At 69.6% G+C, this 15,122-nt stretch carries 13 protein-coding genes; 10 read left to right on the top strand and 3 right to left on the bottom strand.

The annotated features are described in order from the left end of the window. Positions 1–2 precede the first annotated feature (2 nt). Complete coding sequence (locus J2Z79_RS00125; RefSeq protein ID WP_209464818.1) at positions 3–341, top strand: hypothetical protein; 339 nt, start codon at positions 3–5, stop codon at positions 339–341. Between the two features lie 36 nt (positions 342–377). On the opposite strand, the gene J2Z79_RS00130 is transcribed toward J2Z79_RS00125, so the two are convergent. After that, positions 378–863: a flavin reductase family protein gene (locus tag J2Z79_RS00130; protein WP_209464819.1), complete on the bottom strand. Its 486-nt coding sequence runs from the start codon at positions 861–863 to the stop codon at positions 378–380. A 223-nt stretch (positions 864–1,086) separates the two neighbouring features. Here J2Z79_RS00130 and J2Z79_RS00135 point away from each other — a divergent pair, with 223 nt between their 5' ends. The 9 genes from J2Z79_RS00135 to J2Z79_RS00175 all read left to right on the top strand — a co-directional run bounded on the left by J2Z79_RS00135 (position 1,087) and on the right by J2Z79_RS00175 (position 12,721). Then, positions 1,087–2,397: a DNA polymerase Y subunit UmuC family protein gene (locus J2Z79_RS00135; RefSeq protein WP_209464820.1), complete on the top strand. Its 1,311-nt coding sequence runs from the start codon at positions 1,087–1,089 to the stop codon at positions 2,395–2,397. Between the two features lie 6 nt (positions 2,398–2,403). Further along, positions 2,404–2,652 (top strand): DUF6504 family protein, encoded by a 249-nt coding sequence (locus J2Z79_RS00140; protein WP_209464821.1) that lies wholly within the window; start codon positions 2,404–2,406, stop codon positions 2,650–2,652. A gap of 324 nt (positions 2,653–2,976) precedes the next feature. Beyond that, positions 2,977–6,186: a DNA polymerase III subunit alpha gene (locus tag J2Z79_RS00145; protein ID WP_209464822.1), complete on the top strand. Its 3,210-nt coding sequence runs from the start codon at positions 2,977–2,979 to the stop codon at positions 6,184–6,186. 82 nt (positions 6,187–6,268) lie between these two features. After that, a complete protein-coding gene (locus J2Z79_RS00150; RefSeq protein WP_209464823.1) occupies positions 6,269–6,718 on the top strand; it encodes a YchJ family protein in 450 nt (149 codons plus the stop codon). Positions 6,719–6,870: 152 nt separating this feature from the next. Further along, positions 6,871–8,376 (top strand): LCP family protein, encoded by a 1,506-nt coding sequence (locus tag J2Z79_RS00155; protein ID WP_209464824.1) that lies wholly within the window; start codon positions 6,871–6,873, stop codon positions 8,374–8,376. A gap of 1,089 nt (positions 8,377–9,465) precedes the next feature. Next, positions 9,466–9,906, top strand: a complete 441-nt coding sequence (locus J2Z79_RS00160) for a Fur family transcriptional regulator (protein ID WP_209464825.1) — start codon at positions 9,466–9,468, stop codon at positions 9,904–9,906. A gap of 284 nt (positions 9,907–10,190) precedes the next feature. Then, positions 10,191–11,138, top strand: coding sequence for a metal ABC transporter solute-binding protein, Zn/Mn family (locus tag J2Z79_RS00165; protein ID WP_342589380.1), 948 nt, complete (start codon positions 10,191–10,193; stop codon positions 11,136–11,138). A gap of 1 nt (position 11,139) precedes the next feature. Then, entirely contained in the window at positions 11,140–11,919 is a 780-nt protein-coding gene (locus J2Z79_RS00170) for a metal ABC transporter ATP-binding protein (RefSeq protein WP_209464827.1), read from the top strand. Next, positions 11,912–12,721 (top strand): metal ABC transporter permease, encoded by an 810-nt coding sequence (locus tag J2Z79_RS00175; RefSeq protein WP_245301774.1) that lies wholly within the window; start codon positions 11,912–11,914, stop codon positions 12,719–12,721. The genes J2Z79_RS00170 and J2Z79_RS00175 overlap by 8 nt, the downstream gene beginning before the upstream one ends. A gap of 124 nt (positions 12,722–12,845) precedes the next feature. On the opposite strand, the gene J2Z79_RS00180 is transcribed toward J2Z79_RS00175, so the two are convergent. Continuing rightward, entirely contained in the window at positions 12,846–14,129 is a 1,284-nt protein-coding gene (locus J2Z79_RS00180) for a putative glycoside hydrolase (RefSeq protein ID WP_209464828.1), read from the bottom strand. A 113-nt stretch (positions 14,130–14,242) separates the two neighbouring features. Further along, entirely contained in the window at positions 14,243–14,839 is a 597-nt protein-coding gene (locus tag J2Z79_RS00185) for a 5' nucleotidase, NT5C type (RefSeq protein WP_209464829.1), read from the bottom strand. Positions 14,840–15,122: the final 283 nt, after the last annotated feature.

A 15,122-nucleotide genomic window follows, 5' to 3' on the forward strand; every position in this document is an offset into this window, starting at 1 on the left:
GCGTGCGCTGTGCGGGCTGTGGACGGGAAGTGGACCGGCGGCCGGGGGAGCTGTGCCCGGACTGCGGGAAGGTCCTGGGGGCGGCTCACACCCCGGCGACGCCCGAGTCCACCGTTCAGGGTTTCGGCGTCGTGGTGCGGGGGATCCGGCAGGCGCGGTCCCGCTCGTGGCCGGTGCGGGTGGGCTCGCTGCTGCTCCTGGCGGTGCTTGCCCTCACCGGCGGGGCATGGCTGTTCCAGCTGCTTCAGCAGTCTGGCGGGAAGCCGGCGGCGGCCCTGCTCACGCCCCTGGCGCTGCTGCTGTTTACGGCGATTCTGGGATGGCGGTGGTATCGACGGTAGTGGGTGTGCCTGCGGCGGGCGGGCGCACCCGCTTCTTCAGTCTGCGACGGCCGTGTAGCGCCCCCGCAGGTAGCCGAGGGGCATGCGGTTCCGGTCGCCCGGGTCCAGCCGCTCCACCTGGCCGATGAGGATGGTGTGGTCGCCGGCGTCGATCCGCTGCACGGTCCGGCACTCCAGGAGGGCCAGGGCGCCGGGCAGGATGGGCGCGCCGAAGAGCCCGCGGGTGTAGGTGAGGCCCGCGAAGCGGTCCGCGCCCCTGGTGGCGAAGCGGTTCGAGAGGTCGGCCTGGTCGCCGCCCAGGATGTGGACGGCGTAGCCCGGCGCGGCCACCATCCCGTCGTAGCAGCCGGCCTTCTTGTCGATGCAGAAGAGCACCAGCGGCGGGTCCAGGGAGACCGAGGTGAAGGAGTTGACCGTGAGGCCCAGCGGCGTCCCGTCCTGCGCCGCGGCGGTCACGATGGTCACCCCCGTCAGGAACTGGCCCAGGGTGTCGCGGAAGGCCCTGCCGTCTATGGCTGTCATGTCGGCGTTCCCCCATTTCCAAGCAGATGGGCTGACTCGATTTTAACACTAACTGCTAACAAAAGTAACACTCGTTTTCCTGGCCTTCCCCTGCCTCTGTCCCTTGACTTCGCCTGCCGGGGGGACTAGAATAAACGTACGCCACGAACACACGTTTGGCGATTATGAGTTCGATTTTTGGTGACCCTTAAGATGCACGAGCGTGCGGAGGGGGATCATCAGCATGCGGTGGGTGAGCTGGGTGGAGATTCAGGGCCTCTACGCCGCCGCCGCCCGGGCGGCGGGGCTGGCGGCGGAAGGCCGGCCGGTCGTGATTCTGCGCGGCGGGCGCGCCTTCGACGGCTGTCGGGAGGCCTTCGCAGCGGGGCTGCAGCTGGGCAGCCCGGCCCGCCAGGTGCTGCGGGACGTTCCGGGGGCGGTGCAGGTCGACTGGGCGGATGTGGACGCCGCCGCCCGGGCCCGCGCCTTCTGGGACCGCTGCCTGGCCCACACGCCCTACGTCGAGCCGGTGGAGCCCCACCAGGTGCTGCTGGGCCTGCCGCTGCCGGACGACCCGGCGCAGGGCAAGGTGAGCCGGCGGCTGCAGGAGGAGGTGAGGGCGCTGGCGGAGGCGGCCGCGTCCTTCGGCTTCGCCGCCTTCGCCGGGGTCGGCACCTCCCGCCTGGTCGCCCGGGCGGCGGCCCAGGCGCTGCGGGCGGAGTTTCTGGAGCGGCGCCCCGGCACGGCCCCGCAGCGGCTGGACGCCGTGCAGCCGGCCAGCCCCCGGCGGCCGGGCAGCGGGCAGACCGTCGCGATTGTTCCACCCGGTGAGGAGGCACGCTTCCTCGCCCCGCTGCCCATCGGCTACCTGCCCTGCCCGCCCGAGGTGCGCCGCCGCCTGCGCCAGTTGGGGCTTGCGCGCATCGGCGAGGCGGCGCGGGTGAGCGAGGATGAGTGGGTGCGGCAGTTGGGGCCGCAGGGGCGGCTGGTGGCCCGCTGGAGCCGGGGCATCGACCCGGAGCCGGTGAAGCCCGCCTACCCGCCCCGACGGCTGGCGCGGCGCTCGGAGCTGGCCGGCGGCGTGCGGGAGCGGGACCCGCTGGAGCGGGAGCTGAGCCGGTCGGCCGCGCTGCTGGCCGCCCAGCTGGACCGGCGGGGCGAGGGCTGCCAGCAGGTGGGCCTGATCCTGGAGCTGGCCGACGGGCGGGTGCTGCACGCCGAGCGGACCCTGCCCCGGCTGCGGCACACCGCCTACCCGATCCAGCAGGGGCTGCACGCGCTGCTCGGCCAGGTGCTGGACGGCCTCGGGGAGCCGGTGGAGGTTGCGGCGGTCACCGCCGAAGTGGGGCTGATCGGCCCCCTCGACTGGCGGCAGATGGAGCTGTGGGACGACCGGTTGCTCCGGGAGCGGCAGGAGCGCATCGAAGGGGCCCTGGCCCTCCTGCACGAGCGCTTCCCGGCGCGGGTGATCGGCCTGGGGCCGCGCAACCCGCCCTCCTGGCGGGAGCAGATGCTCCAGTACGCCGATCCCTACCGCTGGTCCCGGAAGGCGTGATGGGCCGTGTCGCGCATCATCAACCGGCCTGTGGACGTGACGACCGGCCCCGACGGGCGGCCGGCCGCCTTCCGCTTCGCCGGGGGGCGGGAGCGGGTCAGCGCGGTGCTGGACGCCTGGGTCGAGACCGGCCGCTGGTGGGAGCGGGAGCCTGAGCTGGTCGCCTACCGGGTGGCCACCGAGAACGGCGGCCTCTTCGAGCTGAACTTCATCCCCCGGGAGCAGCGCTGGCTCCTCTATAAGGCGTACGACTGAGGCTCGTGCATGTGCCCCCGGGCAGCGGGGCTTGGCGCTCCGGGCGCCTTACCTTTGTAATGCTCCTCGGCAAGACGGGCGTGCTCGCTCCGCTGCGCCCGCGCCGTCTTGCCTGCGGAGCCTGAACTCAGCGCCCTCATGCGCCTGCGCCCCTGCTGCCCGGGGCTGCGCCAGCCGTACGCCTTGCCCCTGCTGCCCGGGGGGGCTGCGCCAGCCGTACGCCTTCCCCCTGCTGCCCGGGGCTGCGCCAGCTGTACGCCTTCCCCCTGCTGCCTGGCCCCCTCCAGCCGTACACCCAACCTCCAGCGAAGGAGTGCACTGCCCATGTGCTTCGTCCACCTGCACGTGCACTCGCCCTTCTCGTTTCTCGACGGCGCCTCCCGCCTGGACGCCCTGATCGCGGAGGCGGCCCTGCACGGGATGCCGGCCCTGGCCCTCACCGACCACAACAACGTGTCGGGGGCGGTGCGCTTCCAGCGGAAGGCGCAGGAGGCTGGCATCCAGCCGATCCAGGGCGCCGAGCTGACCCTGGAGGGCGGTTACCACCTCACGCTGCTGGCCACCGGGCCCAAGGGGTTTGCGAACCTGAACCGGCTGATCACCGCCGCCCACCTCGGGCAGGAGCCCCGGCCCGAGCTGGGGACGATGCTCGCCCTGGCCCCGAACCACGACCGGCTGCAGCCGAAGGCCCCCATGTCGGCCCTGGCCCACGACACCGACGGGCTGATCGCACTCTCGGGCTGCCGGCGGGGCGAGATCCCCTCCCTGATCCTCCGGGGACGCCTGGCCGAGGCGGAGGCCGCCGCCCGGCGCTACGCCGCCTGGTTCCCCGGCCGCTTCTACCTGGAGCTGCACGACGAGCGGCTGCCCGGCGAGCAGGCCCTGAACCGCGCCCTGCGCGACCTGGGCGAGGCCCTCGGCCTGCTGCTGGTGGCTACGGGCAACGTGCACTACCGCACCCGCGAGGAGTTTTTCGTGCACGACCTGCTCACGTGCGTGCGCACGCTCACCCGGCTCGACCAGCCCCACCCGGAGCGGCCGCTCAACGCCGAGCGCTACCTGAAGCCGCCGGAGGTGATGGCCGAGCGGTTCCGGGACTTCCCCGGCGCCGTGGCCAACACCCTCGCCATCGCCGAACGGTGCCGTCCGGTGCTGGACCTGGACGCCCGGCTCTTCCCCGAGTTTCAGACGCCCGACGGCTCCCACCCGGCCGCCTACCTGAGCCGCCTGGTCTACGACGGCGCGGCCCGCCGCTACGGGCGCATCACTGAGCGGGTGCGCCGGCGGCTGGAGCACGAGCTGACCATCATCACCCGGCTGGGCTACGAGGACTACTTCCTGCTGGTGTGGGACGTGGTCCGCTTCGCTCGGGAGCGGTCCATCCGCTGTGCCGGGCGGGGCTCGGCCGCCGACTCGGCGGTGGCCTACTGCCTCTTCATCACCGACGTGGACGCGATCGAGCGCGGCCTGCTCTTCGAGCGCTTCATGTCGCTGGAGCGGGCCGAGAAGCCCGACATCGACATCGACTTCGACGCCCGCCGGCGCGACGAGGTGGCGGCCTACGTCTACCGCAAGTACGGCGCCGAGCACGTGGCCTCGGTCTGCACCTACAACACGTTCCATGCCCGCTCGGCGGTGCGGGATCTCGGCAAGGCGATGGGCTTCCAGGACGCGGAGCTGGACTACCTGGCCAAGCGCATCCCCTGGCACGCCGACGCCGACGAGATCCTCGCCGTCATCAGCCGCTACCCCGAGCTGCGCCGCTCGGGGATCCCCTGGCACAAGTTCGAGCAGCTGGTGGAGGCGATGGCCCGGGTGGCCCGCTTCCCCCGCTTCATCGGCACGCACCTGGGCGGGCTGGTCATCTCCCGCCGTCCCCTGCTGGAGGTGACGCCGCTGCAGGTGGCCGCCAAGGGCCAGGTGATCTGCCAGTTCGACAAGGAGTACGTCGAGGACCTGGGGCTGGTGAAGCTGGACCTGCTCTCGCTGCGCACCTTCACCGCCATCGACGACGCGGTGCGGGCCATCGGCGACATCGACTACGAGCAGATCCCCCACGGCGATGCGGCCACCTACGAGATGCTGGGCGTCGGCGAGTCCATCGGCGTCTTTCAGCTGGAGTCGCCGGCGCAGCGGGCGCTGCAGGCCCGGCTGAAGCCCGACCGGTTCGAGGATATCGTCGCCTCGGTGGCCATCATCCGCCCCGGGCCCATCAAGGGGAACATGGTGGAGCCCTTCCTGGCCCGCCGCCACGGGCAGGAGGAGGTGACCTACCTGCACCCCAAGCTGAAGCCTATCCTCGAGAAGACCTACGGCGTGGTGCTCTTCCAGGAGCAGGTGATCGAGATCGCCACCGCGGTGGCCGGCTTCACCCCCGGCGAGGCGGACCAGCTGCGCCGGGTGATGACCCACGCCCGGAACCGGGAGGACATGGAGGCCATCGGCCGCCTTTTCCGGGAGAAGGCGATCGCGGCCGGGGTGGATTCGGCGGTGGCCGACACCATCTTCTCCTACATCCAGGGCTACGCCTCGTACGGCTTCTGCGAGGCCCACGCCGCAGCATTCGCCAACACGGCCTACAAGACCGCCTACCTCGTGCGCCACTATCCCGCCGAGTACTTCGCGGCGATCATGTCCTCCATGCCGATGGGCTACTACCCGATCAACACGCTGGCGGTGGACGCCCGCCGCCGCGGGGTCGGCCTTCTCCCGGTGGACATCAACCGCTCGGACGTGGCGTTCACCGTGGAGGCGTGGACGCCGGAGGCCTGGGCCTCCTTCTGGGGGACGGAGCCCTTCGCCCCCGAGTACCCGGCGACGGGCAAGGCGATCCGCATCGGGCTGAAGGCGGTGACGGGAGTGGGGGAGCCGGCCGCCGCGGCGATTGTGGAGGCCCGGGGAGCGCAGGAGTTCCGGTCGCTGGCAGACCTGGTGCACCGCACCGGCGGCAGCCTGGCCCGGGGGCCGCTGGAGGCCCTGGTGCTGGCCGGCGCCTTCGACCGGCTCCACCCCAACCGGCGGGCGGCGCTCTGGCAGGTGGCCCGCCTGCTGGAGGCGGAGCGTCTCCGCCGGGAGCGGGGCGCCGGCCAGGCTACGCTGCTGGGCGGCGCGGAGGCCGAGGCGCCCGCGATCGCCGACTTCAGCGCCGCAGAGCGCTACCTGAAAGAGTACGAGCTGACCGGGCTGATGATCCGCACGCACTACATGCGCTTCGTGCGCGACCGGCTGGCCGGGGAGGGCTACCTGACCGCGGCGGAGGTGCGGCGGCGACGGGCGGGCGAGCTGGTGAAGGTGGCGGGCCTGCCCGTCTGCCCGCACCGGCCGCCGACCAAGTCGGGCAAGATCGTCGTCTTCCTCTCGCTGGAGGACGAGACCGGCCTGATCGACCTTACCGTTTTCGAAGACGTATATCAGCGCTACGGCCACCTGATCTTCACCGACCCGCGCCCGCCGCTGGCCGCGTTGGGGCGGGTCGACCGCCGGGGCGGGCATGTCTCCGTCACAGTCAACAGGTTACGGCTGTTGGATACTTGACGGGCATACTATACTGGATTACGTGCGGCCGCGCCGAAAGCGTGCGGCCTCACACGCACTTGTCAACTGTGAGGTGGACCTGTTGCAGAAAGTCGGACGGAATGACCCCTGCCCCTGCGGAAGCGGAAAGAAGTACAAGGCCTGCTGCGGCCAGTACCACGCCGGCATTCAGTACCCCGATACTGTAGAGCGGATGATCCGGAGCCGCTTCACCGCCTATGCCATAGGTGACGTAAACTACCTCTACCGCACGACCCACCCCGACAACGAGGCGCTGGTGGGGAAGACGGAGGAGGAATACAAGCGGGAGACCTTGCTCTACTGCCAGCAGGTGGACTTCACCCGCCTTGTGGTGCACCACACCGAACCCGAGGACGAAAGCGGCATCGCGCGCGGCACGCTGACGGCCTGGTATAAGATCGCCGGCCAACCGGAGGATTCGTTCACCGAGCGGTCGGAGTTCGTGCGGGTGGACGGCCGCCTGCTCTATCTGAACGGGACCGAGGTCGAGGCCCAGGCTGCCGACGACTGAACGGGCGGAAGGGGGCAAATGCCCCCTTTCGGCTTTTGTGGAACTGGATCGCGCTCTGTTCACGTCAAACAAGAGTAAGTTGCTATAGCGGCCCTCTCTGATTTTGCTATAGTAGTACAAGCAAACTATGCACGTGACGAGGAGGGAGGCCCGTGTACCGCGTACCCAACAAGCACCGGCGGAGAAAGAACTGGCGCTGGCTGGTCCCGCTCGTCGCCATCCTCGCAATCTTCGCCGCCGTGCGGGCCATCTCCCTCTACCGCCCCTTCCAGGCGCCCGCCTCGGCCAACCCGACCGCGCCGGGGCAGGAGGAGCCTGAACCGCCAGGCTCCGAGGGTCTCGAGACGCTGCCGGGAGACCGCCAGACCTTCCTGGTGATGGGCGTCGAGGGCTGGGAGGGCGAGTGGGGCCGGTCCGACTCGATGATGGTGGTCTCCTACGATCCCGCGGCGCAGCGGGTTGCGATGCTCTCGATCCCGCGGGACCTGTGGACGAAGATCCCCGGCCACGGCTACGACAAGATCAACCACGCCTTCGCCTACGGCGGCCCGACGCTCTCCGTGGAGACCGTGGAGCGGCTGCTGGGCATCGACATCAACCACTGGGTCGCCGTCTCCTTCGAGGGATTCGTCGAGGTGATCGACGCCCTGGGCGGTGTGGAGGTCAACCCGCCGGAGCCGCTCTACTACCACGATCCCTATGACACCCGGTTCGGCCCGGACGGCCTCGTGATCGACATCGCGGCGGGACCGCAGGTGATGGACGGGCTGACGGCGCTGAAGTACGCCCGGTTCCGGGCGGATGCCGAGGGCGACATCGGCCGCATGCGCCGCCAGCAGGAGATCATCAAGGCCGCCGTGAAGAAGGCCGCCACGCCGGCCATCATCGGCCGGGCGCCCCAGCTGATCTCCGCACTGTACAGCACCATCGGCACCGACATGAGCGTGGGCGAGATGATCTCCCTGGCCTCCAAGGGCCGGCCGGCGCTCTCCAACCCCATCGTGACGGGCACGCTCACGGCCGATGAGTACTGGATCGATGGCGTGTTCTACTTCGGCGCCGACCTGGTCGATCTGCGGACAGCCGCCTACGAACTGCTGGTGGGGGAGCAGCCCCCGGAAGCCTTCGTGGCAAAGGCGAAGGCCGACAACGAGGAGTACCAGGCCGTCCTGCAGGAAGCGTACGCCCGGTCGCAGGCCGCCGCCGCCGAGATGGGTGAGTCCGGTGAGGAGGAGCCCGGCGATGAGTCCGGCGAGGACGGTGACGGTGCGACCGGCGAGGGTGGCGCCGGTGACGACGGCGACGGCGGCGAGCCCGGCGAGGGCAGCGAGGGCGGCGGCGACGACGGCGAGCACCCGGACGAGGACACCGCTCTCGCCCCCATCAAGGCGACCGTCAACCTGGTGGACGCCACCGGGCGCGGCATCGCCTGGGAGTACGTGGACCGCCTCGAGGCCGTGGGCCTGCAGGTGGCCCGGGTGCACGAGAGCTCGGCAGTGATCAGCTCGACCATGGCCGTCGTGCGGGTCGCCGGCGTCGATGTCGCCGACGAGCTCAACAGCGTGCTGCCGAGGGTGGTCTACGCCGTGATCCCCGACCCGACGTCCGCCCAGGACGTCGACCTGATCCTCGGCACGGACCTGTTGCCTGAGGAGTGACCGACGGACAAGCGAGTCACCGACAGGCAAGTGAGTCACCGACAGGCAAGTGAGTCACCCCGCATCCCGGCGGTGGCTCATTTTGCTGCCCACCGGTCTCCCACTGCGTGGCCAGACGTGGGGCGGTGCTTACAGAAGGCCGCTAAGTCCCGGAAGAGGGCGGCAGGGACGAAGCATACCCCAGCGAGCGCACCGCTGACCGCCTGGTGGGCTCGCAACCCTGGCTCCAACGGCAAGGTTTTGCGCCGCGCCGCACCTGGGCGGTGGCCAAAAACCTTGCCGTTCAGCCGTAAAGCACCCGGTGATCAGCGGAGTCATGCTCACAGGATGCCTCGCGGCCCTCTGGAAAAGGGGGCATGAGATGCTTCAAATACCCCCTGGGGCACCTCCGGCCACCCATCGGACCCACAACCCCGGCTCCAACGGCAAGGATTTGAGCCACCCCGCACCTGGGCGGTGGCCAAAAACCTTGCCGTTTAGCCCTAGAACACCCGCTGATCAGCGGAGTCATGCTCACAGGATGCCTCGCGGCCCTCTGGAGAAGGGGGAACGAGATGCTTGAAATACCCCCTGGGGCACCTCCGGCCACCCATCGGACCCACAACCCCGGCTCCAACGGCAAGGTTTTGAGCCACCCCGCACCTGGGCGGTGGCCAAAAACCTTGCCGTTCAATCCTAAAGCACCTGGTCATCGGCAGAGTAGCGCCCACAGGATGCCTCGCAGCCCACCGGGGAGGGGAGTATGAGATGCTTCGAATACCCCCGGGGGCTTCTCGAACCGCCGGGCGGACACAGCCCCCCGGCTCCAACGGCAAGGATTTGAGCCACCCCGCACCTGGGCGGTGGCCAAAAACCTTGCCGTTCAATCCTAAAGCACCTGGTGATCAGCGGACCTAAAGCACCGGATGGTCAGCGGACGTAAGGCACCCGGTGACCAGCGGAGTCGCGCCCACAGGATGCCCCGAGGCCCTCCTGCCCACGCGATTTGACCTTGAACTTCCACCTGAGGAATCTGCTTGACACCCAGGTAATCGCCGACTACACTCAGATAGGAATTTTCCTGTTTGCGGTCAGAGGGGAGGAGCGCAGATGACGGTTGAGCAGGTGCTTCAGCGCCTCAGGGAGATGGGCTGCAAGCTGACGCCGCAGCGCCGGCTGATCGTCGAGGTGCTGCTGAATGCCGGCGATGCGGAGCTGACGGCAGACGAGATCTACCAGCAGGTGCGGGCGGTCTACCCCGAGGTCGGCCTCGACACGATCTACCGCAACCTGCGGCTGATGGGGCGGCTCAACGTGGTCACCGAGGTGCGGCTGCCCGGGCGGCTCGCGCAGTACTCCCTCAACCGGACCGCCCACGCCCATTCCCTGGTCTGCCTCGAGTGCGGCGCCGAGATCCCCATGGGCCACTGCCCCATCAAGGAGCTGGAGGCTGTGGCGCTGGAGCAGCACGGATTCGTGATCTCGTCTCACCGCATCGAGCTCTTCGGCTACTGCCCGGCCTGCGCAGCGCGGGAGAACGCCCCGACCTAGCGGGCGGCCCTGGCAGCGCCGCAGCGTCTCGGCTCCTTCCCTGCACCGCCTCCACCGCATCGCCGTCGCGTTCCCGCCGTGTCCCCGTCGCACCCCGCCGTGTCCCCGTCGCATTCCCGCCGTGTTCTCATCGCATTCCCGCCGGGTTCCCATCGCATTCCCGCCATGTCCCCGTCGCATTCGCACCCTGTCCCCATCGCATCCCCGCCATGTCCCCGCCGTGTCCCCGCCATGTCCCCACCCCATGCCCCGCGTCTCTTCGCAACAAGGAGGTTCTCCACCCCGTGCGCTGGTTCAGATCGCTCCTGATCCTGTTGATCCCCCTGCTGGCCGTGGGCTGCACCCGGGCCGGGCAGCCCGGTCCAGGGGCCACGGCCTTCGCCGGCGACGGCCGGCTGAAGGTGGCGGCCAGCATCTATCCGGTCTACGAGTTCGCGCGGGCAGTGGGGGGAGACCGCATCGACCTGGTGCTGCTCGTTCCTCCCGGCACCGAGCCCCACGACTGGGAGCCCTCGGTGGGCGACGTCCGGACGCTCAACGCCGCCGACATCTTCCTCTACAGCGGAGCAGGGTTCGAGCACTGGGTCGACCAGGCGCTGGCCTCCCTGGACAACCGGGACCTCGTGGCGGTGGAGACCAGCGGGGGGTTCGACCTGCTGGCTGGGTCCAGCGAAGCAGAGGACCATGAGGGCCACGACCACGGCGACCTGGACCCGCACCTGTGGCTCGACCCGGCCGGTGCGGCGCACATGGTGGAGCGCATCGCTGAGGCGCTCTCCGCGGCCGACCCCGCCGACGCCGACGCCTACCGCACCAACGCGGCCGCCTACCGGGCGGAGCTGGCAGCACTGGACCAGGAGTTCAGCGCGGGCCTCGCCCAGTGCCGGCGGCGGGTCTTCTTCACCACCCACGCAGCGTTCGGCTACCTGGCGCATCGGTACGGCCTCGAGCAGCGGGCGATCATGGGCCTCTCCCCCGACGCCGAGCCGACCCCCAGGGCGCTGAAGGCCGTCGTGGAGGAGGCGCGGGAGAACGACGTGCGCCACATCTTCTTCGAGTCGCTGGTGAGCGACAGGGTGGCCCGGGTGGTGGCGGACGAGATCGGCGCCTCGACCCTGGTGCTCAACCCCTTCGAGGGGCTCACCCCCGAGCAGGTGGCTGCCGGCGAGAGCTACCTCAGCGTGATGCGCCAGAACCTGGCCAACCTGCGCGTGGCACTGGAGTGCGAGTGACATGAACGCAAACCCGATCGTAGAGCTGCGCGACGTCAGTTTCGCCTACGGTAAGGACCTGGTGCTGGACCGCGTCAGCCTGACTGTCGGGCGCGGCGAGTACCTGGGACTGATCGGCCCCAACGGGTCGGGCAAGACGACCCTGCTCCGGCTGATGCTGGGGCTCCTGCCCGCCGTGAAGGGCGAGGTGCTGCTGTTCGGCACCCCCGTGCGCCGCTTCCGCCAGCGCTGGCGCGTGGGGTACGTGGCCCAGAAGGCGGCGTCCTTCAACTCCGCCTTCCCGGCGACGGTCGAGGAGGTCGTCGCCACGGGCCTCGCCGCCCGCCGAGGGCTCCTGCGCCCGTTCACGGCGTCCGACCGCCGGGCCGTCTACCTGGCGCTCGACCGCGTGGGGATGCTCCCGTTCAAGGACCGACTGATCGGCCGGCTTTCCGGCGGCCAGCAGCAGCGCGTCTTCATCGCCCGGGCCCTGGTGAGCCGGCCGGAGCTGCTGATCCTCGACGAGCCGACCGTCGGCGTGGACGCCTCCGCCGAGGCCCAGTTCTACCAGCTGATCCGCAGCCTGCGCACCGAGATGGGGCTGACGGTCATCCTGGTCTCCCACGACATCGGTGCGGTGGCCCACGAGGTCTCTGCGCTGGCCTGCCTCAACCGGCGGCTCTTCTACCACGGCTCCCCGGCCGATTTCGGCACCGAGGAGCAGCTCTGCGAGCTGTACGGCCACCAGGTGGTGCGCATCCAGCACCATCACCACCACGGGGAGGGGTCGCCCGATGCTTGAGATGCTGACGCTCTCCTTCATGCAGCGGGCCCTGGTCGCCGGGTTGATCGTCGCCGTGGTTGCGCCCTCCATCGGGCTCTTCCTCGTTCTGCGGCGCCTGGCGCTCTACGGCGACGCGCTCTCCCACGTGACGCTCACCGGCGTGGCGGCGGGCATGCTGGCCGGCACCTACCCCGTGGCCACCGGGCTCGCCTTCGCGGTGGCCGCCTCGCTGGGGATGGACTGGCTCCGGCAGTCGTACCGCAAGTACAGCGAGATGGCGGTGGCCATCGTCCTGGCCGGCGCTCTGGCGCTGGCGGTGATCCTGCTCTCGCTGGCCGCCGGGAGCACCGGCGAGATCATGGCCTACCTGTTCGGCTCCATCGTCACCGTGAGCAGGACGGACGTCCTCGTGATCGCAGTGCTCGGCGTGGTCGTGCTGGGCGTCCTGTCTGCCGTCTATAAGGAGCTGCTCGCCACCACGTTCGACGAGGAGTACGCCCGCATCGGCGGGATGCCCGTGCGGCTGCTGAACATGCTCTTCTACGTGCTCGTGGCGCTGACGGTGGGGCTGACGATGCGGGTCGTGGGCGCACTGCTGGTCTCCTCGCTCATGGTGGTCCCGGTGGGTGCCGCCCTGCAGGTGGCCCGCTCGTTTCGCGGCGCCCTGCTGCTCTCTGTGGGCTTCGGCCTGCTCTCCGTGCTGGTCGGGTTGAGCCTCGCCTACCTGCTGGACCTCGCCCCCGGCGGCACCGTGGTCTTCACGGCCGTGGTGATTCTGCTGCTCGTCACCGCCTACAAGCGCATTCGTTCGCTGGAGTAGGGCCTGGGCAAAGCGAAGGGCTCCCCTGCACATCCCGTGCGGGGGAGCCCTTCGCTGTCTTAACGGGGAAGCCTTGCCGTTGTCTGTACTGAGTTGTCGCCACCTGTAGGGTGGAGCCTTAGCGCTACTTGAACGAGATCTCCCGGGTGTACTTGTTGGAGGGGTCCCAGAGCATGAACGACTCGATGCCGAGGTCCCGCAGCGCCTGAACCTGGGCCATCACCTCTGCGGGGCCGTAGGTGATGCCGCCCAGCGAGAAGTCCTGGATCCAGGGGCGGTGCTTCTCGATCGGCAGCCCCTCGGTCCGGGCCAGCGCCCTGGACATGGAGTTGTAGACCGTCTCGTAGGGCGCGGCATTGGGGTTCTCGAGGCCGTAGGTCCAGGGGGCGTAGTGCGAGGGGTAGACCATCGGGGCGACGTAGTCCACGATCTCCATCACGGCCCGGTAGTCCTGGCCGATCTCCATGTCGTCGCCCTCGGCCACCGAGGTGGTCAGGCCGAAGAGGTCGGCCCCGACCACGACGCCCAGCGGCTTCAGCTCCTCCATGGCCCTGCGCAGGAAGGCGTTGATGTTGCCCGTCCGGTACTCGGCGGTGGTGTCCTTGCCGTTGTAGCCGTCGCGCAGGTGCTCGGAGTAGCGGATGTAGTCGAACTGGATCTCATCGACGCCGGCGGCGATGGCCTCCTTGGCGATGTCGATGTTGTACGTCCAGACGTTCTCGTTGGCCGGGTCCATGAAGGAGTAGGCGCCTCCGTCAAAGCCGGGGACCGCCCACTCGGGCCTGGCCTTGTAGAGCCACTGGTCGTTCATGACCACGATGCGGCCGGCCACCCAGAAGCCGCGCTCGTGGGCCTCGGCGATGAAGGCCGGCAGATCCCGGATCTTGGCCAGGTTGGCGCCGATCTCCTGGGCCAGGGGCACGTTGGACTCCCAGGAGAGGTATCCGTCCTCGGCCTTCAGGTCCAGCACGATGGTGTTGATGCCGGCCTCCCAGGCCCAGTCGAGCAGCGGCCAGACCAGGTCGGGCGAGCCCGCGTACCAGCCGGAGAGGTGCAGGCCGCGCACCGGGTTGGGCATCGTGCGCACCGGCTTCTGCGGCTGCGAAGGTTCGCCTGCGGGGTCCGTGGGATCCGAACCGCCGCCGGGCTCCTGCTCGCCGCCGGGGCCGCCGGAACCGCCCGGCTCCGGGTTCTCCCCGGTGGAGCCGCCCGGCTCCTGGCCGGGATCCTCGGACCCGCCGGGCTCCTGGGCGGGATCCTGGCCGCCGGGTTCCGTGATGTTGCCCGCGGGAGTCTGGTCGGAGGTTCCCGGTGGGGGAGAGCCGTCCGCACGCCCACCGCAGCCGGTGAGCACGAGCGAAGCGATGAGGACCGAACTGAGAAGAGCGGGTGTGAGCAATCTACGCATGTGGCAACCTCCGGTTCCGACCTGTGATACACGTTAGACGAACCTGGCGGTGCTCTAGTTTGTACGATTTCATGTTTAGACCCTGACAGTTTTGCGCAGCGCTCACTGTGCCATCAGTGGGCCTGCGGCTGCATCTCAAACGAAGCCGCGGGCACCGCACTGACGCCCCCGCGGGCCGCGACCAGTTGCCGGATCAGCGCCTCGGCCTCGGCCCAGGAGTGGACCCGGTAGCAGTCGTGGAAGTCCCGGTTGTAGGGGTAGTCCATCATGATGCGGACCGCCGGGTGGTTGCGCAGGTTCTTGGGCGCGTCGTCGAACATGAAGTCGCCCCGCACCAGGTCCTTCCGGTAGGTGATCACGATGTTGCCGCGGGGGACCATGGGCAGGTGTCTGCGGACCCACGCGATCTTGTCGCCCGCGGCTTCCCTGGGGCTGGCGGTGACGACCACCAGCTCGCAGATGGGGGCCAGCCGCTCCAGCGACTCCACGCAGCCCTCGATGGGCTCCAGGTCAGCGAAAAAGCCGGGGCGGTTCAGGTAGTGGTAGATGCGCTTCCCGCACTCCGGCTTCACGAAGCGGTCCCAGTTCCACGAGGTGATGTCCTCGGGGCGGAGGTTGTCGTGGTAGTCCCGGTTGTAGACGGCGAGCCACTTCTTCATCAGGTCGCAGCAGATGCCATCGAGGTCGAACAGGAGGATCGGCTTGGACACGTTTCCGCCACCTCTCCGGGGTCATGCTGTACATAGTATGCCCCGGCTTGCGGCAGAAGTCGGCCGGGCACTGCTGGTCCGCCCTGTTGCCTGCCGATCCGCCGTGCCGGCCGCGAGCTCTGCGGCCTGCTGATCGACTGCCGTTGGCGAGCACCGCAGCCTGCCGACCGGCTGCCAGCGGTGAGCACCGCGGCCTGCCGATCCGCCGTGCCGGCAGCGAGCTCCGCTGCCTGCTGATCGGCTGCCGGCAGCGAGTTCCGCAGCCTGCCGATCCGCCGTGCTG

Source organism: Symbiobacterium terraclitae, assembly GCF_017874315.1.
GTDB classification, from domain to species: Bacteria; Bacillota; Sulfobacillia; order Symbiobacteriales; family Symbiobacteriaceae; genus Symbiobacterium; species Symbiobacterium terraclitae.

Coding starts and splice junctions, on each gene's coding strand:
- J2Z79_RS00160 (WP_209464825.1), top strand. CDS start 9,466: ATGACGGTTGAGCAGGTGCTTCAGCGCCTCAGGGAGATGGGCTGCAAG.
- J2Z79_RS00175 (WP_245301774.1), top strand. CDS start 11,912: ATGCTTGAGATGCTGACGCTCTCCTTCATGCAGCGGGCCCTGGTCGCC.
- J2Z79_RS00130 (WP_209464819.1), bottom strand. CDS start 863: ATGACAGCCATAGACGGCAGGGCCTTCCGCGACACCCTGGGCCAGTTC.
- J2Z79_RS00135 (WP_209464820.1), top strand. CDS start 1,087: ATGCGGTGGGTGAGCTGGGTGGAGATTCAGGGCCTCTACGCCGCCGCC.
- J2Z79_RS00180 (WP_209464828.1), bottom strand. CDS start 14,129: ATGCGTAGATTGCTCACACCCGCTCTTCTCAGTTCGGTCCTCATCGCT.
- J2Z79_RS00145 (WP_209464822.1), top strand. CDS start 2,977: ATGTGCTTCGTCCACCTGCACGTGCACTCGCCCTTCTCGTTTCTCGAC.
- J2Z79_RS00170 (WP_209464827.1), top strand. CDS start 11,140: ATGAACGCAAACCCGATCGTAGAGCTGCGCGACGTCAGTTTCGCCTAC.